Raw genomic sequence first — 21,711 nt, forward strand, 5'->3', positions numbered from 1 at the left:
ACAGGCACCACAACGATTGCGCCCACCTAGGGACAGATCAGTTCGATAGTCGGAAAGTAGGTCCGGTAACGCGAGACGTCGCGTGTGAGCAGCCGATATCCACGCACGGCCGCATGCGCACCAATGTAGAAGTCCGGCAGTGGTGCGGTCTTCTGCCCGCCGCGCTTGCGATACAGCAGAAATGCCTTGCCAGCCAGGAATCCTGCCTCGTAAGGGAGCGGCTCCCGTGCGAAGTCCTCGGCTGGCAGGACCGCGTCCAAGTCCTCGATCGCGGCGTAGGCCACCGAGACCTCGGCATAGACGATCGGGTTGATCACCACCTCCCCTTCGTCCTGAGCCTTGGAAAGCGCGGCTTCCGACCAATCGGCCCAGGTCTCATCGTCCGTCATCAAATCAAGCAGCACGCAGGAGTCGACCAACGTCACCGGCCGCTCCTGGTCCGGGCCGACCAGCCTCAACCGGCTACTCGCCACGCAGCAACTCCATGATCTCGTCAGTGGACATGCCACCCGCAGCGCTTCCCCTCATTCTGCGAGCCGCCCGCTGCCCCCTGGTGCCATGACCCTCCCGACGCACTATCCGCAGGACGCCACCCTCCTCGATGACGTCCACCTCATCCCCAGGGCGCAGGCCGCACTTTTCGCGAAGGTCCGCAGGGATGGTGACCTGCCCTTTGCTGTTGAGCCGCATCTCCCACCTCGATGAGTAGCACGTAATACCTCTACCACGTAATACTAGCTCTTGACCGAGTCGCCTGGAAGCCGCGCGCCCTCTCACTCCGCTCGGACATCAGCTGACTACGGCGGGCAGTCAGTGGGTCCGGGTCCGCACCATCCGCCGCCTGCTCGCCTCCGGGCCGACCGTCTACGACGCACGGCAAGTGCTTCCATGCCTGCACCACGACCTCGCCGACGAACCGGCCTGCGCGGCGGCGGTCGACGTGTACCGGCCCCACCTGGCGGCCGTAACCGAGCGCCGCGCGGCCCTCGGCCTGGCGCACGACCGCGTGGCCGGGCAGCTCGCCCGCTGGGGGCAGACCGGTTGGGTCAGCGCGAGTCCGCCGTCAACGTCTCCGGGCCCGGCCGCGAGCAGCGGACGGCCGGCGATCGTGTCCGCCAGTCGCTCCGGCCGACCGGCTGTACCGCCGTCCGGGCGACTGGGAGAGGTTCCTCCGTGCGTTCACCTCTCACGAGGACCGGGTGTACTGGGACTCCAACGGGCACCAGGACCTCTATGCCGAGGGCTTCGAGATCAAGGGGCTGCTCGGTGTCGCCATGTCGCTGGCCGAGACCCGGAAGAAGCAGCGCCGCGCACGAGCCCCAGCGCAGGCCCGCCACTCTCACGCGCCAGCGTCAGCAGCAGCTCCAGCCGACGCCAACCCGACGGCACCCCGACCAGCCGCACCATCCCCCGCCCCTCGGCGTCCGTGTCCGCGACAGCCCGCAACTCGGCGCGCTCAACGCCCAGTTCGGCCAGGAGTGCGTTCACCGCGTCCGCCTCATCCCGGGCCTCACGCCTGCCCGCCGCGTAGTCCATGCCGGGCAGCCACAGCCACGCGTCCGGGTCGAGGTCTTCCGGCAGTGCTCTGCCATCGAAGGCATCCATCTCCGTCGTTCCCAACTCCCTTGGCCGGCAGCTCAGACCGGGAATCCGTGTACGGACATGCCGACGGCCCCGGTACCATCGGCACCGGGTTAACTCCCACCGGACCACCCCTATCCCGCCAAGGTCACGGGGTGGTCCGGCAAGTCTTCAGTTGTGATCACTCACAGGTCAGCGTTGCTCGGCCGCCTTCCGGGCGGTGATCCGGATGGAATGCCCAACCCAACGTGCCGCCGCACCCGCGCCGCCGATCAGGTACACCGTCAGCGACCACACGCCCTCACGCTCGCGGCGGTGCGTGATGCACTCGAAGGCCCCGACACCAGTCAGGCAGCCTTCGATGTACTGCCGTTGCTGCGCGCCCATCTGACACTGCCGAAGGACGGTCTCCAGTGCTCCGGCGGCCTCAGACAGCCCCGGGAAGGGCGCGAGGCATGACGCCCTCGATCTCAGCCGTGACCGGAAGTGGGTGCGGCAGGGCCACAGCGGTGAGCACGCCGCCAGTCCTCGTGAGGCCAGTCATGCCGCCACCTCCCCCGCCCGGCGCGGGTGCCGTCGATGGACCCCAACGACCTGACCGGCGACGACGATGAACCGGGCTGCCCCCTTCCGAAGCCCCGCACCGCAGTAGAAGCAGCGCGCCGCCTCCACCCGCGCGAAGTGCTTGACCAACCTCACGACTCACCCTCCATCGGGCCCACCAACGCCCATACGAACTTCCCGATACCGCCCTGACGCGGGCAGCAGCCCCAAGCCGCCGCCAGCGAATCGACCAGGCGCAGCCCACGGCCCGACTCGGCATCGCCGCCGACCACCGGCCGTATGACAGGCCGGTCACTACTCGCGTCATGCACCTCGATCCGCAGCTGACTTGCCACCACCTCAAGCCGGACCTGGATTAGCCGCCCAGGCGAGACGCGCGCATGCGACACGGCGTTGGTGACCAACTCTGAGAGCAGCAACTCGCCAACGTCGATGAGCCGTTCGCCGCCATCGAGCTCGGCGAGGAAGGCCCGCAACAGCCGTCGGGCCTCGCTGGCCGACTTCTGGTGACGCGGCAGCCAACACGACTGCTCACCCGCAAGCGCGGGCGGTCCAGCATGCACCTCGGGCACGTCAAAGCCCCCTCCGGGCAAGGCCGTTAGGCGAGACGTCCAGGGCTGCGCATGGGCTCCCTGACGGCCGCTCAGTCCCAACAGGGGCAGCCGTGGCTGGGGCCCGCCGTCCACGGAACGACGAGTCTCGATGACACTCCCCGATACTCCACCGCACGTCAGGGCGTTCCCACCGCATTTGCAGGACGTTTGGGACACTTCGCCGTTATGGTTCGTCTCGTCCCCCAGGGGCCAAGGAGGCGAACTATGAACCATGCTCTCCGCCGCGCGATGGCGAATGCCAAGATGACCGAAGCGCAGCTCGCAGAGGCATGCGGCGTCGATCCCAAGACCATCAGTCGATGGATTTCCGACCCCAGCCGAATCCCCCACGCCCGCCACCGGTGGGCAGCCTGCGAGGCGTTGGGAGAGGAGGAGGCCGCCGTGTGGCCCACCGCCGTCCGATCGGCACTCAAGACAGGCCCCGACCGCGAAGTCATCCAGGTGTTCCCGTACCGGTCGGCTGCCCCGGCATCGCTCTGGCGCTCGCTCATCACGAAGGCTCAGCACGAGCTGACTTTCGCGGGTTACACCAACTACTTCCTGTGGCTCGAACAGGCCAACCTGGCCGGCGCGCTCCGTCGCAAGGCGCAGACCGGATGCCGGATCAGGTTCCTGATCGGCGATCCCGACAGCCCGGTCACCAGGGCCCGCGAGGACGAGGAGGACGTTCCGCTGTCGCTGTCCACGCGGATCGCCGTGACGATAAGCGAGCTGGCGAGGCTGCGCGAGGTCGGGAACATCGAAGGCCGCTTCGAGACCGGCCACGTCAACCTGTCGGTGTTCCGCTTCGATGACGAGATGATCGTGACACCGATCCTCGCTCGCAGGGTCGGCCACGATTCGCCGATGATGCACCTGCGACGCAGCCAGGCCGACGGGATGTTCGACCGCTTCGCCGACCACGTCGAAGAACTGTGGACCCGAGGACGCGACATCTGGGAGGCAACAGACCATGGCCAGGCGTGACTACGAGGATGACCCGAACGCCCCGAAGCCCAACAGCCTCGTACCCGCCGCCTCGGTCGTGGTCGTGGACGACGCCGGTCGCATCCTGCTTCAGCGCCGGACGGACAACGGCATGTGGGCACTGCCCGGCGGAAAGATGGAACTCGGCGAGTCCCTCGCGGGCTGCGGCATCCGGGAGACCCTCGAAGAGACCGGCATCGACGTGGAGATCACCGGCATCGTCGGCACCTACACCAACCCCGGCCACGTCTTCACCTACGACGACGGAGAGGTCCGCCAGGAGTTCTCCATCTGCCTACTCGCCCGCCCGACCGGTGGGACGCTCCGAGTGTCCGACGAGTCTCACGAGGTGGCGTGGTTCGAGGCCGACCGGGTGGACGATCTCCCCATGGTCTCCAGCATCCGCAAGCGGATCAACGACTGGCGCTCGGGGCAAGGACCCGCCATCCGATAGCCGGATACGACGAAGCGCCGTCCGGAGAGGCCGAAGCCTCCCCAGAACGGCGCTCGTCTCCGGGTCAGTCGGCCAGCGGGAGGTACACCCGGTTGCCCGAGGCCGCGAACTCCTCCGACTTGGCGGCCATCCCGGCCACCGCCTCGGCGTCGAACTCCGTTGCCACAGCGGTGGAGCCGTCGCCGTGCTCGTCACGGATCTGCTGGGAGATCTTCATCGAGCAGAACTTCGGGCCGCACATGGAGCAGAAGTGGGCCGTCTTGGCGGGTTCGGCGGGGAGGGTCTCGTCGTGGAAGTCACGGGCGGTCTCCGGGTCGAGGGCCAGGTTGAACTGGTCCTCCCAGCGGAACTCGAAGCGGGCGTCGGAGAGGGCGTCGTCCCAGGCCTGGGCGCCGGGGTGGCCCTTGGCCAGGTCGGCGGCGTGGGCGGCGATCTTGTAGGTGATGACGCCGGTCTTCACGTCGTCCCGGTTGGGCAGGCCCAGGTGCTCCTTGGGGGTGACGTAGCAGAGCATGGCCGTGCCCCACCAGGCGATCATCGCGGCGCCGATGCCCGAGGTGATGTGGTCGTAGCCGGGGGCGACGTCGGTGGTCAGCGGGCCGAGGGTGTAGAAGGGCGCCTCGTCGCAGATCTCCTTCTGGAGATCCATGTTCTCCTTGATCTTGTTCATCGGGACGTGTCCCGGTCCCTCGATCATGACCTGGACGTCCTTGGCGCGAGCGATCCGCCCCAGCTCACCCAGGGTCTGCAGCTCGGCGAACTGCGCCTCGTCGTTGGCGTCGGCGATCGAGCCCGGGCGCAGGCCGTCACCGAGCGAGAAGGTGACGTCGTAGGCGGCGAGGATGTCGCAGAGTTCCTCGAAGTTGGTGTAGAGGAAGTTCTCCTTGTGGTGCGCCAGGCACCAGGCCGCCATGATCGAGCCGCCGCGCGAGACGATGCCGGTCTTGCGACGGGCCGTCATCGGGACGTAGCGCAGCAGCACGCCGGCGTGGACGGTCATGTAGTCGACGCCCTGCTCGCACTGCTCGATGATGGTGTCGCGGTAGACGTCCCAGCTCAGCTCCTCGGCCTTGCCGTCCACCTTCTCCAGCGCCTGGTAGAGCGGGACGGTGCCGATCGGCACGGGGGAGTTGCGCAGGATCCACTCGCGGGTGGTGTGGATGTTGCGGCCGGTGGAGAGGTCCATGACCGTGTCGGCGCCCCAGCGGGTCGCCCAGGTCATCTTCTCCACCTCCTCCTCGATGGACGAAGTGACCGCGGAGTTGCCGATGTTGGCGTTGATCTTCACCAGGAAGTTGGTGCCGATGATGGCCGGCTCGACCTCGGGGTGGTTCACGTTCAGCGGGATGACGGCCCGCCCGGCGGCGACCTCGGTGCGGACGAACTCCGCCTCCAGGCCCTCGCGCAGGGCGATGAACTCCATCTCCGGCGTGATGATCCCCCGCTTGGCGTAGGCGAGTTGGGTCACCGCCGCCCCGGCGCGCCCGCGCAGCGGACGGCGCGGGCGGCCCGGGAAGACCGCGTCCAGGTTGCGCAGGTTGCCCCCGCGCGGCGAGGTGTGCTTGATCCCGTCGTCCTCCGGGCGCGCCTCGCGACCGTCGTACTCCTCGACGTCGCCGCGCTGGCGGATCCACGGGTCGCGCAGGGCGGGCAGGCCGCGCCGCACGTCGGGCTCGTACGCCGGGTCGGTGTACGGGCCCGAAGTGTCGTACAGCGGAACGGTCTTGCCGTTGGTGAGCTGGACCTCGCGGTACGGCACGCGCAGGTCGGGCCGGGAGCCCTCGCGGTACGCCTTGCGCCATGCCGGGGTCGGGTAGCCGGTGCGCGCGCTGGTCACTGCGGCGCCGTTCGCCTCCGCGCTGCGGGCAGGCTGCTGTGCATCAAAGGTGGTCATGTCGGACCCTCTACTCCCTACGCCGGCATTACCCGGTCCAGGTTCCTGCGGTCGACGCAGCGTTCGGTACGTACGTACGTACCGGTCAGCGCCCTCTCAGCCCGGTGCTCCGAGCTCCCGTGTCCGCAGGCGGTATTGCCTGCGTAAGACGTCAAACACCGTAGCGGGCGGATCGCGGCAGGTCCAGATGGGTTCCGGCCGGTGGGCGGGGCGGGCAGACTGGGGTCCATGGTGGGGTACACGGGCCGGGTCACCGGCAAGGTCGGAGCAGGGCTGGTCGGCGAGGTGCTGCTGCACGTACCGGAACGGCTCGCCACGGAGGCGTTTCTCGCCTACCCGTCGGTGCCGGACGAGACGCTGCCCCTCGGCACACCGGTGGTCGTGGTGGAGTACCAGCCGCCGCGCACCGTGTACGTGGCCCGCGCGCTCGGCTGAACCGCCGGGAGGGCCAGGAGTGCACCGAGGAGGCCGAAGACTCTGTCAGGTCCGGCCCCGGGCGGGTTGAGGGCCGGGGCCGAACGGGGTCGGACGGGGGGTGGCCTGCGCAGGGATAGCGCCCATGTCGTCCGCTTTGTCGCATCGTTGACGGAATCTTGACGACTTCGATGCAGGACGCGGACCCTGCCAGCTTCCCAATGGATCTCCGGAGGCGCAGAATCTCATGCTGCCACCGCGTTCCGCGCCATCCTGCACAACGAGCGCAGCCACGGAACCGGTGCGCCCTGAAGGGGGAGAATGCCGATGTTGATCGGCGTCGTGGGGGCAGTGGTTGCCTCCGTCATCGTTCTGATCGTGCTGTTCAAGCTCATGTGGCGCGTTGCCGAGCCGAACGAGGCACTGGTCATCTCCGGGTCCAAGCACCGCGCCGAGGGGGTCGGCGAGAGCATGGGCTTCAGGATCGTCACCGGGCGGGGCACGCTGGTGACGCCCGGCGTGCAGGTGGTCCGCCGGCTCTCGCTCGACCTCAACGAGGCCGATCTGGATGTCGAGTGCGTGACCTCGCAGGGAATTCCCGTGCACGTCAAGGGTGTTGTGATCTTCAAGGTCGGCGACGACGTGGTGTCGATCGCCAACGCCGCCCGCCGCTTCCTGGACCAGCAGAAGCTGATGGGCCAGCGGGTGCACAACGTCTTTGCCGGTCATCTCCGGTCCATCGTCGGCGGGTTGACCGTCGAGGACATGATCCGGGACCGCGAGCGGCTGACCGGGGAGACCCGGGCCGCCTCCGGGACGGAGATGGAGAAGCTGGGTCTGATCATCGACTCGCTCCAGATCCAGGAGATCCTGGACCCGACCGGCTACATCAAGAACCTCGCCGCCCCGCACGCCGCAGCCGTCCAGCGGGACGCCCGTATCGCGGCCGCCGCAGCCGACCGGGCGGCCACCGAGGCCGAGCAGGAAGCCTTTGCCCGCAAGGCCGAGGCCACCCGCAACTCCGGTATCCAGCAGGCCGGTTACCAGGCCGAGATGGACACCGCGGCCGCCCGCGCACTGCAGGCCGGGCCGCTGGCGCAGGCCGCCGCCCGGCAGGAGGTCGTGGTCCAGGAGACCAAGGTCGCCGAGCTGGAGGCGCACCGCAAGGAGCAGCAGCTCCAGGCCGATGTCCGCAAGCCGGCCGACGCCCGGGCGTACGAGACCCGCACCAAGGCCGAGGCCGACCGTGACGCCCGGATCTCGGCGGCCGAGGCGCAGGCCAGGGAGACCGAGCTGAAGGCGGCCGCCGAAGCCAACCGGGTGAAGATCGCCGCCGGTGCCGAGGCCGAGGCCACCCGGGCCCGGGGTCTGGCCGCCGCCGAGGCGACCAAGGCCACCGGTCAGGCTGACGCCGCAGCGGCCGAGGCCAAGGGTCTCGCCCAGGCCGAGGCGGCACGCGCGCTGGGTCTGGCCGAGGCCGAGGCGATCAAGGCCCGAGCGGCCGCGCTCGCCGAGAACCAGGAGGCCGTGGTCGCCCAGCAGCTCGCCGAGAACTGGCCCGAGATCGTCCGTGCGGGCGCGGAGGCCTTCGGCAACGTGGAGCACATGGTGCTGCTCAACGGCGCCGAGGGCATGGGCGAGATGTTCGCCAAGGCCCTGACCATGGGCGGCACCGGCCTCGGCCTGGCCCGCCAGCTGCTCTCCGCGATGAACACCGGCGGTGAGCCGGGCGCGAACGGCGAGGAGCAGCGGCAGGCTCCGGCCAAGGCCGTCAGCCAGCCGATCCCGCTGCAGGAGCAGCAGGGCTGATCAGCCTGCCGTACAGCCGAGTTGGGCCCGGCCGCCGTCTTCGGCGACCGGGCCCGCTCGTGCTTCCGGAGGTGTTCGCAGGGAGTAGCGGGCGGGTCAGGACCGGTCGGCCTCCCCGGTGATCAGCTCGTGCATCCGGCCGGCGAAGACATTGCCGACCGCGAAGCCGAGAACGATCGCTCCGGCCAGGAAGACCGAGCCCAGCCAGGCCATGGTCGCCACCGGCAGGGTGTACGCGCCGATCACCTTGGCCACGCACTCGGCCACCAGCGCCGTACCCCAGACCAGCGAGAAGTTGCGCTCGTGGCGGCGGAACGCCGTCGAACCGGCCGCCGAGCCCGCCATCAGCCGGTCCCACGCAGCAGCTCGGGCGGCCTTGCCCTTGACCAGGAACGGCCGCATACCGGTGGTCATCATCGGCCGTCCGGCGAAGGCCGAGCCCAGGACGGCGAGGCCGATCACACTGCTGGCCGCACCGTCCTTGGCGATCATCAGCCGGGGGTCCCCGGTGAGCAGGGACAGTGCGATACCCGCGAGGTTGACCACCAGGATCAGGGCGGCGAACGCGTTCAGCGAGCGCTCGCGCACCAGCTGGTGGCCGGTCCGGACGGCGGGCACCACGCTGGAGAGGGTCAGCGCGGCGATCAGGCTCAGGCCGAAGACCGAGTGCGCCGCGTAGTAGACGAACAGCGGCAGCGCGACATCGAGGAGCAGCGGACGCAGCCCGGCAGCCTCACTCTCGACGGCCGTGCCCCCGACCGCGTCGGTGACGGCAGCGGTGCTCCCGGCGGCCATGCGCACGGTCGCCTCGTCCTCCCTGCCGCGCACGGCCCAGGTGCCCTGCTCCGGCGCCGCGTTCCGGGTGATGACTGACATGATCCGCTCCTCGCGCTCCGCCCCTGCTCCGGTTCCTTCCGGTGTCCTCAGAATCCCGCGCGGGCCCGCCCCGGCAGCAGTGCCTGCCGTCCGGGAAGCGCTATGACGGATGTCATGGCCGAACTGATCGCCCGTCACCGCTGGGCGGCCATCTCCCTTACCGTGCAGCCGAGTTCGACCGCAGGAACGCCGACGGGCCCTGGCGCTCCCAGCAAGGGGAGCACAGGGCCCGTCCGGCGGTCTCTGTGAGCGGGGTCAGCTCTTTGTTGCCTTCTTCACCAGGACCACCACCACGGCGGCGAGGGCCACCACCAGCAGGCCCTTGATCAGCAGGCCGAACAGCGTGCTCACGACGCCGACCACGAACCAGATCAGGTTCCAGGCCAGCACCAGAACGAGGATCGGGACAACGATGTTGCGCACCCAAGAGGGCAGCGACTTCCAGAGCTCAGCCATGTCGGTTCCTTCTCTCCCCTCGGGCCGGCGCCGGCTCTTCCGTCGCGTCCCGTCCGCTTTCGATACTTCGATCGTACGGGCGCCCCACCACGCAAACGAGGGTCTCGGCCCCCGATTGAACCCCGAGATCCCCCCGAGGCCGGGCCCAGGGATTCCCCCACCACAGCCGCCCGGGACCGGCTGTCAGACCGGCCAGGTCTCCCCGCGCCAGGCCGCGTCCCAGAACATCCACTCGTAGCGGGAGGTCGTGGTGAAGTGCTCGGCCATCCGCCGCCGTTCGGCCAGGGAGATCTCCTCGCCCAGCCGGTCGGTCAGCGCCAGCACCCGCCGGACCACCGACTGGAACGCCTCGTCGCCGTACGTGGCGATCCACTTCGCGTAGAGCGGCTGGGGCGAGGACTTCGCCAGCAGCTGCTCGCCGACCCGGGCGTAGATCCAGTAGCACGGCAGCACCGCCGCCAGCGCCTCGGCGAACGAACCCGAGTAGACGGTGGCCAGCAGGTAGCTGGTGTAGGCGCGAGTGGTCGGCAGCACCGGTTCGGCGGCGGCCTCGGCCGCCGTCTCACCGAAGGCGTTCAGGAACTCGGCGTGCATGCCCTGCTCGGCTGCCAGCGCACCGATCGCATCGTCGGCGAAGGCCCGCACGTCCTCCTCGTCCGGGGCCTTCGCCGCGCAGACGGCCAAGGCGCGGGCGTAGTCGCGCAGATAGTGCGAGTCCTGGATGACGAAGTGCCGGAAGGCATCGCGCGGCAGGGTGCCGTCGGTGAGCCCGGCGATGAAGGGATGGGCGAGGATCTCCGTGTAGATCGGCTCGATCGCCGCCCAGAGCTCCTCGGTGAGCGGCACGGCCTGCTCGTCGGTCTGCGACACGGGAACGGACACGGTATGGACTCCCTCCCTGTCCCGGGCAGGGGTGCTCCCGTGCCACGGCCAGGTTCTGGCGGTCGGCGCAGCGGCCCCGGTGCGGACCCCGACTCCGGGGGTCGACCGTTCAGCGCCCTCTCAGCCCGCTGCTGCGGGCTCCCGCGGTTCGATTGCGTACCCGGCCGACCCTACCGGCCAGGGCCGGTCAGTCCTCGGGTGGGGAGAAGATGACCAGTACGCGCAGCTCCTCCGTGATGTGGTGGAAGCGGTGCGGCACACCGGCCGGCACGAAGACCACACTGCCCCGCGCAACGGTGGTGGTCTCCCGGCCGACGGTCAACTCGGCCCGGCCGCTGATGATCTGGTAGATCTCGTCCTGTGCGTGCGGCGACTGGGTGTCGGTGTCGCCCGGCGAGAGCGCGTACAGCCCGGCGGACATACTGCGCTCCTTGAGGAAGCGGAGGTAGGCGCCCTGGTTGGCGGCGCGTTCCGCATCCAGTTCGTCCAGCCTGAAGACCTTCATCGCCTTCGTGTCCCATCCTCACCGAAATGCCGCCCGAGATCGAGATGCTCGCGGCACTCATTCAATCGCATCCCGTCCCGCTCCTCGGCCTCCCCGCCCCCTCCCCTCCCGGGCCGCCGGTTTGGCATCCGGCGCCGGTGCGGTAGGTCTAGGTAGTGGCGCGCCGCCCCTTCCCCCGGGAGGGGCAACCGGTCGATGATCACGACCACCGCTACTCAAGGCTCAAGGCAGATTGGACGCTGGCTAACCCGTGAAACACTTCGTCGTCAAAACGCTCATCAATGCGGCCGCCATCTGGGTCGCCGCCTGGATCGTCAACGGGATCACCCTCACGGGGGACGACTGGCAGCACAAGACGGCCACCGTGGTCGTGGTGGCCCTGGTCTTCGGTGTGGTGAACTGGCTGATCAAGCCGGTGGTGAAGCTGTTCTCGCTGCCGCTGTTCATCCTCACCCTGGGGCTGATCACTTTTGTGATCAACGCCCTGATGCTGCTGCTGACTTCGTGGGCCTCCGGCAGGCTCCACCTCGACTTCCACGTCTCGGGGTTCTGGGCCGCACTGTTCGGCTCGCTGATCATCAGCCTGGTGGCCTGGGGCCTCCACCTGGCCTTCGGGGACGACGACTGACCGCCACCCCTCACAGTCCAGGCCCGTGGGCCCGCCGTTCGTCACGGCGGGCCCAACTGCGTTCTACCGCTCCCGCCGCCGGACGGCTGCGTCAGCCGGCGTTCTCACAGCCCGAGCCGAGGATCAGCGCCAACTGCTCGTCCAGGTCACCGCCGGTGAACTCCTGGCCCATCGGCACCAGGCGGTCGGTACGGGCCAGGAAGGCGATCAGCGGCGGCGCCGAGGTGCGCAGCAGCGCATCGCCGTCGGGGGAGCGCAGCACGACACGGACCTCGGAGAGCTCCTCCCCGACGGGGCGGATGTGCACATCGCCCTCGCCCGTCGGACGGCTGATTCCGTCCAGCAGCAGCTCCCGCGCGAACACCCAGGTCACCGGCGCGTCGCCGGGGAGGTGGAAGGTGAACCGGATCGCGTACGGGTCGACGGGGTCGTAGTCGAGGTCGACCACGATGCGGAAGGAGAGCTCGCTGGAGACCACGAGGTTCATCACCACGTGGCCCTGGACCGTGCTGTGCATGCGCCAGTACCTCTCGTTCTACCCGGCTCGTACGTGTCGTTGAGGGTCCGTCTGGGCCTGGCACGTGCTGTGGTCGTGTGCGCCCGTTTCCTCGTTCAACCCATCGGCCACGTTTGGTGATGAGCTGAACCAGCGCGCGCTCCTGACGCTCCGGCACCGGCCCGGCCGGCTCGATCGCGGCCAACCGCCGCAGCGGCACGGACCGTTCGGTCACCCAGGGCCATTCCCAGCCCCCAGTCCGGAGTTGGCTGCTCCGTTTGCCCGACTGGCGCTCATTGCAGCACAGGGTGGGCGGGCCTGCAATCATTCCCGACAGCACATCCATCGAAAAACCTTCGAATCAAAGTCATAAGTGCGGTGGCCAGCGCAGTGAATCGCACTGCTCAGCGATGCCGCACCTTTCCATCGAAGATCTACGGCGGCTGCACCCATGCCTCCCGGTCTACACACCCGGGCACGCCGAATCAGCCGTTCGGCGGAACCGGACCCTCCCGTTCGTGCGTTCCCACGGGTTTCGGCCGGGCCACTGCGCGGGAGACTTCCGCACAACGCTCGCGCACCGGAGGTGGCCATGACCGGCCCCGTCCGCCCGGTCGTCAAACGCACGGCCCGGGCGATCCTGCTGGAGCTGGACCCGGACGACCCGCACGCCCCGGCCGCCATCGTGCTGATCAAACGCACCCGGCCGGGCAGCAATCCGTACTGGATCACACCCGGCGGCGGCGTGGAGAGCGGTGACCGCACCGTCGTGGACGCGCTGCACCGCGAGGTGGACGAGGAACTCGGCGGGAAGGTCGTGGACGTGGTGCCCGCCTTTGTGGACACCGTCTCCCACGCGCACCACGACGACGGCACCCTCGCCCACCCGCACGGGGTCAAGGTGCAGCACTTCTTCGTCTGCCGACTGGCCGCGATGGACCCTTCCCGGCGGCACGGACCCGAAGTGGACGAGCCGCGCGGCGAGTACGAGATCGTCCGCCTGCCCTTCACCAGGGAGGGCGTGACCTCGGTGAACGTCGTCCCGCCCAGCCTGCGCGCGTACCTGGCCGCCAACATCGAGGGAGTCCGGGCACTGCTCGCCCACGACCTGGGCTGAATCCTCTCCCTCGGCACTCGAGAGCCCTGCGCCCGGAGGCCCTGCCCCGAACCGTCGGCCCGTGCTCGCCCCGCTCATCCGGCGGCCAGGTCACCCACCAGGTCGTGGTGGACAGCCGCCTGTGGCACCCCGGAGCGCAGCAGCGCGGCCGCGGTCCTGCGCACCATCGCCGGCGGCCCACTGAGATAGGCCCGGCGACCGGACCACGGCCCCCGGCGGAGGACCGCTGCCGGGAGTTCCCCGGCCTCCGCCCGGCCCCCCGTCCCGCCGGGACCGCCGCCGCCCGGGTCCGTCGAGACCACCGTGTCCGTCGAGACCACCGGGTGGACGCAGAGCCAGGGGTTGCCGCCGGCCAGGCTCCGCAGCGCTTCGAGCGCGTACAGCCCGGCGTGCGACCGGGCACCGTAGAAGACGTCGACCGAGCGGCCCCCGGCCCCGTACGCGGCGACCTCCTCGACCAGTGCGCTGATCGGCGCGATGCCGGTGCCGCCGCCGACGCACAGCAGGTCGGCGCCGCTGCCGTGGTCGACCACCATGCCGCCTGCTGCCGGGCCCAGCCGCAGCACGTCCCCGGGTGCGGCCCGGTGGACCAGCGCATTGCTCACCCAGCCCGCCTGAACGGCCTTGACATGGAAGGTCAGCAGCCCGTCCGGGCGAGGTGCGGTGGCGAAGGAGAAGTGCCGCCAGACCCGGGGCCACCAGGGCGTCTCCAAGGTGGTGTACTGCCCGGCACGGTAGGGGTACGCCTGGTCGGGGCGGACGGTCAGCACCGCGATGTCCGGGGTGCCGAGCCGGTGGGAGACCACCTCCGCCTGCCACCAGGGCGGCGAGCTCTTGGCGGCCTCCTCGGCCGCGTCGATCATGGTCCTGGCAACCAGCCCGTACACCCGGCGCCAGGCCAGCTCGGCCTCCGCGTCCCACCGACTGCCGCAGTACCGTTCCAGGGTCGCGACCAGGCACTCCCCCACCGAGCCGTAGTGGCCGGTCAGCGTCCCGAACTTGCGGTGGCCACGGCCGAGTCGGACCAGGTACTCGGTCAGCCCGGCGGGGTTGTCGGCGCTGCGGGCGGCCATCAGCAGCGAGCGGAACAGCCGGTCCCGCTGGACGTCCATGGCGGCCGGGAAGAGCGACCGGATCTCGGGGTGGTGGAGGAAGAGCAGGGCGTAGAAGTGCGCGGTGGCCCGGTCGGCGACGGGTTCCACCACGGCCAGTCCAGCCCGGATCAGCTCGATGTCCCTTGCCGTGGGCGGATGTTGGGCACCCTGACCGGCCGCACCGCTGCCGAGGGCCGGCGGAGTCGGTCCGGTCGGCGCGCCCGCCGCCCAGGCCCGGCTCCAGTGGTCGCCAGGACCGGCCCAGTTGAGCCCGGGCGCCCGGGTGAACATCGGCTCGATCGCCCGCGCCTGCGGCAGCACCGGCAGCACCGCCGTCGCCGCCGGGGCGGACGCCATCGGCACCTCGGGCGGCCGGGGCCGCACCGGCACCAGGGGACGGACCGACACCCCGGGTACCGGAATGGACGGCGGCCTGGTCGGCCTGGGCGGAATCACCGGTCGAAGCACGGCCGTCCGGGCCGAGGGCGGCTGGACCGAGGGCAGCTGGGCCGGGAGTGCCCCCGCTGTCATCGGAGGAGGTTCGGGCACTCCCGGCACGGCGTCCGCCGCAGCCGAACCGCGACCCGTTCTGACCAGTAACGAGGTTGACTTCACCGTGACTTGACTAGTGCCCAAGAGAATCGTTCCGCTTCCGGTCGCCCCTGCAACCACACCTGGCTCTGCGTACTGCTCGCTGATGCCTTCGGTAGCCTGGCACTTCTGCACAGCTCATCCGACAAATCACGCGAAGCCCGGACACCCGGCCCGGACACGCGCTACCCTCACCCGTTCTGCATTCGGCCGGCCATGCGCCCCCCTGAAAGCGCATGGCCGCCACCTGCGGACAGATCGTCAGACTGGTGCTAGAGCTGCCGCAGCAGCATCCCCGGCTGTTCGACGCAGTCGGCGACGAAGCGCAGGAACCCGCCTGCGGTCCCGCCGTCGCAGACCCGGTGGTCGAAGGTGAACGACAGCTGGGTGACCTGCCTGACGGCCAACTCCCCCTCGCGCACCCATGGTTTGGCCGTGATCCGGCCGACCCCGAGCATCGCCGCCTCGGGGTGGTTGAGGATGGGGGTGGAGCCGTCCACTCCGAAGACCCCGTAGTTGTTGAGGGTGAAGGTGCCTCCGGTGAGTTCGGCAGGGGTGAGCCTCCCGGTGCGAGCCGCCTCCGTCAACCTGGCCAGTTCGGCGCCGAGTTGCTCGGTGTTGAGGAGGTGCGCATCCCTGATCACCGGCACCACCAGACCGCGCTCGCTCTGCGCCGCGAATCCCAGGTGCACGGCCGAGTGCCGACGGATGACCGAACCATCCTTCTCCACACTGGAGTTGAGCTCGGGGAAGCGAGTCAGACCAGCGGTGCAGATTCGGGCCAGCAAGGCGAGCACACTGACCTTCGGCCCGGTCGAGCGGTTCAACTGGGCGCGTACGTCCATGAGTTCCGTGGCATCCGCGTCCACCCAGCAGGTCGCGGCGGGAATCTCCTGGTGGCTGCGGGTGAGCTTCTCGGCGATCGTCCGGCGCAGCCCGCGCAGCGGTACGACCTCCTCGTCCGCTGCCGCCGCGACCGGAGCGGCGGTCTGGGCCACCGCCCGCTGCACATCCGCCCGCATGATCAGCCCGTCCGGACCGCTCCCGGAGATCCGGGCCAGATCGAGGCCGTGGTCGCGGGCCATCCGCCGTACCAGCGGCGAGATCACCGGAACCACCGCCGGGGCCACCACCTGCACCGCTGCCGACGCAGCAGGCGCAGCAGGCGCGGCAGGCGCGGCAGGCGCGGCTTCGCCGACCCGGATCCGGGCCCGGCGAGCGCCCTTGCCGCCCTCCATCACCCCGTACCCGACCAGCGGCCGCTCGTTCGCGGCCGGGGCCGCCCCCTCGAACGGCCCCGCCCCGGAGTCCGACCCCGGCCCCGACGGCGCGACCGCGACCGTCACCAGCGGCGCGCCGACCGGGACCTCCTCGCCGACCTCGCCGAACCGCGCGGTGACCACGCCGCCGTAGGGGCAGGGGACTTCGACCACCGCCTTGGCCGTCTCGACCTCCACCACCGGCTGGTCGACGGCGATGACCTCGCCGACCTCGACCATCCAGCGCACCACCTCGGCCCCGGTGAGACCTTCACCGAGATCGGGCAGGGTGAACTCGCGAACCACGGGCATCATCGTCACTCCTCCCACTGGAGCCGGGCGACGGCGTCCAGGATCCGGTCCACCCCGGGAAGATGGTGGTGCTCCAACATCGGCGGCGGGTAAGGGATGTCGAAGCCGGTGACCCGCAGCACGGGCGCGGCCAGGTGGTGGAAGCAGCGTTCGGTGACCCGTGCGGCGATCTCCGCGCCGACCCCGCCGAAGCCGGTGGACTCGTGCACGATCACGGCCCGCCCGACCGAGCGGACCACCTCCTCGACCGTCACGTCGTCGAAGGGCACCAGGCTGCGCAGATCCAGCACCGCGAGGTCCCAGCCCTCGGCCTTGGCGGCCTCCGCCGCCTCCAGGCAGACCGGCAGCGAGGGCCCGTAGGTGATCAGCACCGCCGAGCGGCCGGTGCGCCGCAGTACCGCCTTGCCGATCGGTTCCACGGGCGCCGAGGGGTCCCACTCCTGCTTGCCCCAGTAGAGCCGCTTGGGCTCCAGGAAGACCACCGGGTCGTCGGAGGCGATGGCCGCCCGCAGCAGCCCGTACGCGTCGGAGACGGTGGCGGGGGTGACCACGTGCAGGCCGGGCGTCTGGGCGTAGTACGCCTCCGAGGCGTCGCTGTGGTGCTCGACCCCGCCGATACCGCCGCCGTACGGGATGCGGACGGTGATCGGCAGCGGCAGCCTGCCCGCCGTGCGGTTGCGCATCTTGGCGACGTGCGAGAAGAGTTGTTCGAGCGCGGGGTACGCGAAGGCGTCGAACTGCATCTCCACCACGGGCCGCAGCCCGTACATCGCCATCCCGACGGCGGTGCCGAGGATGCCGGCCTCGGCGAGCGGGGTGTCCAGGCACCGGTCGGGGCCGAACTCGGCAGCGAGGCCGTCGGTGATCCGGAAGACACCGCCGAGCGAGCCGACGTCCTCGCCCATCACATGGACGGTCGGATCGGCCCGCATGGCGTCCCGCAGCGCGGAGTTGAGCGCCTGCGCCATGCTGCTGGTCCGTACGGACCGTGTCTGGTCCACAAGCGGGGCAGTACTCATGGGTTGTGCACCTCGGCCTCCGCAGCCAGCTCGGCTGCCAACTGGGCTGACTGCTCGCGCAGTTGCGGCGTGAGCTCGGCGTAGACATGGGCGAAGAGGGACATCGGGTCCAGCTCGGCGTCGGCGTGGAACTCGGCGCGCATCCGGGCGGCGAGCACCTCTGCCTCGTCGGCGGCCTCCTGCACCAGCTGCTCCTCCAGCAGTCCCGCAGCACGCATATGACGCTCCATCAGGAGAATCGGATCGTGCTCGCGCCAGGCGGCGACCTCCTCCTCGTTCCGGTAGCGGGTGGCGTCGTCGGCGTTGGTGTGCGCCTCGATGCGGTAGGTGAGCGCCTCGACCAGGGTCGGGCCGCCGCCCGAGCGGGCCCGTTCGACGGCCTCGGTGAGGACGGCGTGCACGGCGGGGGCGTCGTTGCCGTCCACCAGACGGCCGGGCATGCCGTAGCCGACGGCCTTGTGGGCCAGGGTGGGCGCGGCGGACTGCTGGGTGAGCGGGACGGAGATGGCGTACCCGTTGTTCTGCACCAGGAAGACCACCGGCGCGTGCAGCACGGCGGCGAAGTTGAGTGCCTCGTGGAAGTCGCCCTCGCTGGTGCCGCCGTCACCGAGCAGGGCCAGCGCGACCACCTGCTCGCCGCGCAGCCGGGCGGCGTGCGCCAGGCCGACGGCGTGCGGGGCCTGGGTGGCCAGCGGAGTGCAGAGCGGGGCGGTGCGGGTGGCGCGCGGGTCGTAGCCGGTGTGGGCCGAGCCGCGCAGCAGGGTGAGCGCCTCCAGCGGGTCCACGCCCCGGGCGACGACGGCGAGGGTGTCGCGGTAGCTGGGGAAGAGCCAGTCCTGCTCCCGCAGGGCCAGCGCGGCGGCCACCTGGCACGCCTCCTGGCCGGTGGATGCGGGGTAGACGGCCAGTCGCCCCTGCTTGGTCAGGGTGGTGGCCTGCTGGTTGTAGCGACGGCCGACCACCAGGCGGCGGTAGAGCTCGCGCAGCAGCGTCGGGTCGGCCTTCTCCAGCAGCGGAGTACCGAGGACCCGGACGGGGGACTGGTCGGGGAGCAGCGGTGCGGGGTCGGTCCGTGGGCCGCTCGCGCCGGGCAGCCATCCCGGGACGGGGGCAAGGTTGAGGGAGTCCCCCCGGACGAAGTCTGGGGGAGGGTCGAGAACGGTCATCTCGGGCACCTCCGAAGAGTGGGGAGGGGGTGCGGCAGGGGCAGGGGTGATGCCGTGGTGAGCGAGGGTGGAGTGGCAGGTCTCCGGGGCCTCATCTCCCTACCGATTGTTCGGTCGTCTGTTCATTCTGGCCACAGCTGCGCCAAGGTGGTGGACAATCGGCCCGATCAGCGGTCTGCTGGTGGCAGCATGTCCAATCCGGGAGGGCGGGGGGCCGTGTCCGCTGAACAGATGTCCAGGCTCGATCAGTCCAGGCTCGACCGGGTCGACCGGTCGATCCTCCGCCTGCTCCAGCAGGACGGCCGGGCCTCGATCCGCTCCGTCGCCGAGCGGGTGCACGTCTCCCGGGCCAACGCGTACGCCCGGATATCCAGGATGGTCGAGGACGGCGTCATCCGCGGCTTCACAGCGCGCGTGGACCATGAGAAGGCCGGGCAGGGGGCCTCGGCGTACGTCACGCTGAAGATCGTGCAGAACTCCTGGCGCACCGTCCGCGACCAGCTGCTGGAACTGCCCGGGGTGGCCCACATCGCGCTGGTCGGCGGCGAGTTCGACGTCCTGATGCTGGTCCACACCGCCGACAACCGTGCGCTGCGCGAGCTGGTGCTGAACAGGATCCAGGGCATCCCGCAGGTGCTGGCCACCCAGACCCTGCTGGTCTTCGAGGAGACCGACCAGGTACCCCCGGACTAGGCCCTGGGGGCGCGCAGCCCGTCGAAGGCGAGGTGGACGACCGCCTCGGCGACACCGTCGGCCGCCCTGGCGCCCGGGCGGTACCACTCCACAATGGAGTTGATCATGCCGAAGAGCAGCCGGGTGGCCAGCCGGGGCTCCACGTCGGAGCGCAGTTCACCCGCGGTGACGGCGGCGCGCAGCAGTTCCGCGACCTGGTGGTCGAACTCCCGGCGACGCTCCAGCGCCCACAGCTCGGTGGGGGTGTTGCCGCGCACCCGCAGCAGCAGGGTGACGTACGGCAGCTCGTCGAGCAGCACCTCGGCCGTGCGCCGCACGACGTGCTCCAGCCGGTCCACCGGGCGGCCGGCCCGGGCGGCCGGCTCGTCCAGGATGGCGAAGAGGCCGTCCAGCGCCCGCCCGACGGCGAGGCGCAGCAGCTCCTCCTTGCCGCGTACGTGGTGGTAGATCGAGGACTTGGAGATCCCGGCCGCCTTCGAGAGGTCCTCCATCGAGGTCCCGTCGTACCCGCGCTCGTTGAAGACCTCGACGGTCACGGCCAGCAGTGACTCGACGGTGTACGCGGTGCGGGTGGTGTTCTCGGCCATGGGACCGAGTATCCTCGCCGCCCTGGCAGCACGTCAGCCCGGGGTCACAACGCACATCCACCGCACGGATCCGCATCACGCGTACCCGGCTCACCTCCGCATACGGAGACCGCGGCCACCGGTTTCCGTACCTTTCCCACCGATTACGGGATTTCACCACCTGAACTCGCCGGAACTCGGCAGAACTCACCGGAGGTCGGCGGAACTCCGCGAAAGCGAATTCGCGCACCGCCCCCACCCGGGCAGCGAGACCTCGGTGTTTCCAAGGCGGCCGGATAGACTCCCCGTTCACCGCAGGATCCCCGGCGGTGTGGTGACGGCGACCTGCGGAGGGGCCCCACAGTGAGCGCGATACAGGACACGGTGGCGCCGGAGCGCCGTACGTTCTCCGGCGAATCCGCGGCGCCACCGTCCGAGTCCGCGCCCCCACACATACCCGGGGCCGACGGCTTCCGCGTCCGCTTCCGCCAGGGTGCGGCCCGGTTCGGGCCCGCGCTGGCACTGTTCGGAGCGGTGAAGCTGGTCGGCTTCTCGGTCTTCATGCTGCTGCTGGATTCCTCCAACCGCTTCCACAATCTGGATCCGCGATTCGGCGGCGGTTCGCACCCGTGGGACGTCCTCGCCAGCTGGGACGGCTGGTGGTACCAGCAGGTCGCGCAATTCGGCTACCACCCGCAGCTGATAGCGGAACCCGGCGGATTCTTCAGCGTCCAGCAGAATTCCTCGGCCTTCTTCCCGCTCTATCCGGGTCTGATACGCCTGGTCGCCGACTGCACCGGCCTCGGCCTCTACGGCGCCGGGATGCTGGTCTCGATCGTCGCCTCCTTCGCCGCCGCCGCGGGGATCTACGCGGTCACCGCACAACTGGCCGGTGCGAGAACGGGCGTGATCGCGGCGGCGCTCTGGGGCGCCTTCCCGGGGTCGGGCGTGGAGTGGGCCGTCTACAGCGAGTCGCTCTTCGTCGCCCTGACCGCCTGGTCCTGCTACTTCGTGATCAGCAGGCAGTGGCTGAACGCCGCACTGATCACCTTCATCGCCGGTCTGAGCCGCCCGACCTCGATGACCCTGATCGCGGGTGTCGCCCTCTCCGCCCTGATCGCGCTGTTCCGCCGCAGGGACGGTGTGCTCGGCCCGCTGACCGCGATCCTGCTGCCGCCGCTGAGCTTCTTCGGCTACATCGGCTGGGTCGGCTACCGGATGGGGCACTGGGACGGCTACCTCACCCTCCAGCGGGGCGCCTGGCTGCACTTCTTCGACTTCGGCAAGTACACCTGGAACGCGGTCACCCACGTTCTGACCGGCGACAACAACTACCTCTTCGCGTACCCGACCGAGGATCTGATCGCCGTCCTGGTGCTCTTCGCGCTGCCCTGTCTGCTGGTCCCGCTGCTGCGGCTGCGACCACCGCTGGTGATCACCGTCTACACCCTGGGCACCCTGGTCCTGGCCCTGGGCAGCCAGCAGATGTTCGGCACCCTCTCCCGCTTCGTCCTGCCGGTCTTCCCCCTCACGATCCCGCTCGCCCTCGCACTGCGGCGGCTCTCCCTGCCCTCGCTGGCCACCGTCCTCGGCGTTGGCGCCATCGCCTCCGGCTGGTTCGCCGGCTACGTCATCTTCGAGCTGGGCATCCCGTAGACCCCGCCTTACGGACAAGGGGCAACCCTCCCGGAGCAAGGGGCAACCCTCCGGGAGGGTTGCCCCTTGCTGTGGGCCGTGCTCGCCCCGGAAGGTTTC

General features: G+C 70.1%; 24 protein-coding genes and 1 riboswitch. Of the genes, 9 read left to right on the top strand and 15 right to left on the bottom strand.

The genetic code is table 11. The annotated features are described in order from the left end of the window. Positions 1 to 26: 26 nt before the first annotated feature. The 4 genes from P3T39_RS22525 to P3T39_RS22540 form a co-directional block, all read right to left on the bottom strand. Positions 27 to 425: a type II toxin-antitoxin system VapC family toxin gene (locus P3T39_RS22525; protein WP_280700288.1), complete on the bottom strand. Its 399-nt coding sequence runs from the start codon at positions 423 to 425 to the stop codon at positions 27 to 29. A gap of 826 nt (positions 426 to 1,251) precedes the next feature. Next, positions 1,252 to 1,605, bottom strand: coding sequence for a hypothetical protein (locus tag P3T39_RS22530; protein WP_280700289.1), 354 nt, complete (start codon positions 1,603 to 1,605; stop codon positions 1,252 to 1,254). Between the two features lie 168 nt (positions 1,606 to 1,773). Then, positions 1,774 to 1,968, bottom strand: coding sequence for a hypothetical protein (locus tag P3T39_RS22535; protein ID WP_280700290.1), 195 nt, complete (start codon positions 1,966 to 1,968; stop codon positions 1,774 to 1,776). Positions 1,969 to 2,276: 308 nt separating this feature from the next. Next, a complete protein-coding gene (locus P3T39_RS22540) occupies positions 2,277 to 2,717 on the bottom strand; it encodes an ATP-binding protein (protein ID WP_280700291.1) in 441 nt (146 codons plus the stop codon). A gap of 270 nt (positions 2,718 to 2,987) precedes the next feature. Here P3T39_RS22540 and P3T39_RS22545 point away from each other — a divergent pair, with 270 nt between their 5' ends. Both P3T39_RS22545 and P3T39_RS22550 read left to right on the top strand, forming a co-directional pair. Next, positions 2,988 to 3,725, top strand: coding sequence for a DUF5919 domain-containing protein (locus P3T39_RS22545; RefSeq protein ID WP_348534374.1), 738 nt, complete (start codon positions 2,988 to 2,990; stop codon positions 3,723 to 3,725). Beyond that, positions 3,712 to 4,179, top strand: coding sequence for an NUDIX domain-containing protein (locus tag P3T39_RS22550; RefSeq protein ID WP_280700292.1), 468 nt, complete (start codon positions 3,712 to 3,714; stop codon positions 4,177 to 4,179). The genes P3T39_RS22545 and P3T39_RS22550 overlap by 14 nt, the downstream gene beginning before the upstream one ends. A gap of 64 nt (positions 4,180 to 4,243) precedes the next feature. On the opposite strand, the gene thiC is transcribed toward P3T39_RS22550, so the two are convergent. Then, positions 4,244 to 6,073, bottom strand: a complete 1,830-nt coding sequence (thiC, locus tag P3T39_RS22555) for a phosphomethylpyrimidine synthase ThiC (RefSeq protein WP_280700293.1) — start codon at positions 6,071 to 6,073, stop codon at positions 4,244 to 4,246. Continuing rightward, positions 6,071 to 6,204, bottom strand: a riboswitch (TPP riboswitch). Its footprint overlaps the gene before it by 3 nt. A 97-nt stretch (positions 6,205 to 6,301) precedes the next feature. Between thiC and P3T39_RS22560 the strand changes: the two genes are divergently transcribed. Together P3T39_RS22560 and P3T39_RS22565 are read left to right on the top strand one after the other, a co-directional pair. After that, positions 6,302 to 6,508: a hypothetical protein gene (locus P3T39_RS22560; protein WP_280700294.1), complete on the top strand. Its 207-nt coding sequence runs from the start codon at positions 6,302 to 6,304 to the stop codon at positions 6,506 to 6,508. A gap of 300 nt (positions 6,509 to 6,808) precedes the next feature. Further along, complete coding sequence (locus P3T39_RS22565; RefSeq protein ID WP_280700295.1) at positions 6,809 to 8,296, top strand: flotillin family protein; 1,488 nt, start codon at positions 6,809 to 6,811, stop codon at positions 8,294 to 8,296. 96 nt (positions 8,297 to 8,392) lie between these two features. Here the strand turns inward: P3T39_RS22565 and P3T39_RS22570 are convergent, their stop codons facing one another. From P3T39_RS22570 to P3T39_RS22585, 4 genes are all read right to left on the bottom strand, one after another. Beyond that, positions 8,393 to 9,172 carry a VC0807 family protein gene (locus tag P3T39_RS22570; protein WP_280700296.1) on the bottom strand — a complete coding sequence of 260 codons (780 nt, stop codon included), beginning with the start codon at positions 9,170 to 9,172 and terminating at the stop codon, positions 8,393 to 8,395. 255 nt (positions 9,173 to 9,427) lie between these two features. After that, complete coding sequence (locus P3T39_RS22575; RefSeq protein WP_280700297.1) at positions 9,428 to 9,628, bottom strand: DUF5326 family protein; 201 nt, start codon at positions 9,626 to 9,628, stop codon at positions 9,428 to 9,430. 183 nt (positions 9,629 to 9,811) lie between these two features. After that, positions 9,812 to 10,510, bottom strand: a complete 699-nt coding sequence (tenA, locus tag P3T39_RS22580) for a thiaminase II (RefSeq protein ID WP_280700298.1) — start codon at positions 10,508 to 10,510, stop codon at positions 9,812 to 9,814. A 187-nt stretch (positions 10,511 to 10,697) separates the two neighbouring features. Continuing rightward, positions 10,698 to 11,015 (bottom strand): cupin domain-containing protein, encoded by a 318-nt coding sequence (locus P3T39_RS22585; RefSeq protein WP_280700299.1) that lies wholly within the window; start codon positions 11,013 to 11,015, stop codon positions 10,698 to 10,700. Positions 11,016 to 11,265: 250 nt separating this feature from the next. Here P3T39_RS22585 and P3T39_RS22590 point away from each other — a divergent pair, with 250 nt between their 5' ends. Continuing rightward, positions 11,266 to 11,643 (top strand): phage holin family protein, encoded by a 378-nt coding sequence (locus P3T39_RS22590; protein ID WP_280700300.1) that lies wholly within the window; start codon positions 11,266 to 11,268, stop codon positions 11,641 to 11,643. 91 nt (positions 11,644 to 11,734) lie between these two features. Here the strand turns inward: P3T39_RS22590 and P3T39_RS22595 are convergent, their stop codons facing one another. Then, positions 11,735 to 12,160 carry an SsgA family sporulation/cell division regulator gene (locus P3T39_RS22595; RefSeq protein WP_280700301.1) on the bottom strand — a complete coding sequence of 142 codons (426 nt, stop codon included), beginning with the start codon at positions 12,158 to 12,160 and terminating at the stop codon, positions 11,735 to 11,737. A 571-nt stretch (positions 12,161 to 12,731) separates the two neighbouring features. On the opposite strand from P3T39_RS22595, the gene P3T39_RS22600 reads away from it, so the two are divergent. Then, positions 12,732 to 13,256, top strand: coding sequence for an NUDIX hydrolase (locus tag P3T39_RS22600; RefSeq protein WP_280700302.1), 525 nt, complete (start codon positions 12,732 to 12,734; stop codon positions 13,254 to 13,256). Between the two features lie 74 nt (positions 13,257 to 13,330). Here the strand turns inward: P3T39_RS22600 and P3T39_RS22605 are convergent, their stop codons facing one another. Beyond that, positions 13,331 to 14,641 (bottom strand): globin domain-containing protein, encoded by a 1,311-nt coding sequence (locus P3T39_RS22605; RefSeq protein ID WP_280700303.1) that lies wholly within the window; start codon positions 14,639 to 14,641, stop codon positions 13,331 to 13,333. Between P3T39_RS22605 and P3T39_RS22610 the strand changes: the two genes are divergently transcribed. After that, positions 14,616 to 14,975 (top strand): hypothetical protein, encoded by a 360-nt coding sequence (locus P3T39_RS22610; protein WP_280700304.1) that lies wholly within the window; start codon positions 14,616 to 14,618, stop codon positions 14,973 to 14,975. The genes P3T39_RS22605 and P3T39_RS22610 overlap by 26 nt on opposite strands. A gap of 238 nt (positions 14,976 to 15,213) precedes the next feature. Here the strand turns inward: P3T39_RS22610 and P3T39_RS22615 are convergent, their stop codons facing one another. From P3T39_RS22615 to pdhA, 3 genes are read right to left on the bottom strand one after another with little or no spacing between them, the layout of a single operon-like run. After that, positions 15,214 to 16,512, bottom strand: coding sequence for a dihydrolipoamide acetyltransferase family protein (locus P3T39_RS22615; protein WP_280700453.1), 1,299 nt, complete (start codon positions 16,510 to 16,512; stop codon positions 15,214 to 15,216). Between the two features lie 5 nt (positions 16,513 to 16,517). Further along, positions 16,518 to 17,531 carry an alpha-ketoacid dehydrogenase subunit beta gene (locus tag P3T39_RS22620; protein ID WP_280700305.1) on the bottom strand — a complete coding sequence of 338 codons (1,014 nt, stop codon included), beginning with the start codon at positions 17,529 to 17,531 and terminating at the stop codon, positions 16,518 to 16,520. Beyond that, positions 17,528 to 18,697, bottom strand: a complete 1,170-nt coding sequence (pdhA, locus tag P3T39_RS22625; RefSeq protein ID WP_280700306.1) for a pyruvate dehydrogenase (acetyl-transferring) E1 component subunit alpha — start codon at positions 18,695 to 18,697, stop codon at positions 17,528 to 17,530. Before pdhA ends, P3T39_RS22620 begins: the two co-directional genes overlap by 4 nt. 231 nt (positions 18,698 to 18,928) lie before the next feature. On the opposite strand from pdhA, the gene P3T39_RS22630 reads away from it, so the two are divergent. Beyond that, a complete protein-coding gene (locus P3T39_RS22630) occupies positions 18,929 to 19,390 on the top strand; it encodes an Lrp/AsnC family transcriptional regulator (RefSeq protein ID WP_280700307.1) in 462 nt (153 codons plus the stop codon). On the opposite strand, the gene P3T39_RS22635 is transcribed toward P3T39_RS22630, so the two are convergent. Next, positions 19,387 to 19,977: a TetR/AcrR family transcriptional regulator gene (locus tag P3T39_RS22635; protein ID WP_280700308.1), complete on the bottom strand. Its 591-nt coding sequence runs from the start codon at positions 19,975 to 19,977 to the stop codon at positions 19,387 to 19,389. The two genes, P3T39_RS22630 and P3T39_RS22635, sit on opposite strands and share 4 nt — an antisense overlap. Before the next feature lie 342 nt (positions 19,978 to 20,319). On the opposite strand from P3T39_RS22635, the gene P3T39_RS22640 reads away from it, so the two are divergent. Further along, entirely contained in the window at positions 20,320 to 21,612 is a 1,293-nt protein-coding gene (locus tag P3T39_RS22640) for a hypothetical protein (protein ID WP_280700309.1), read from the top strand. Positions 21,613 to 21,711 lie beyond the last annotated feature (99 nt).

The organism is Kitasatospora sp. GP82, assembly GCF_029892105.1.
Lineage (GTDB): Bacteria > Actinomycetota > Actinomycetes > Streptomycetales > Streptomycetaceae > Kitasatospora.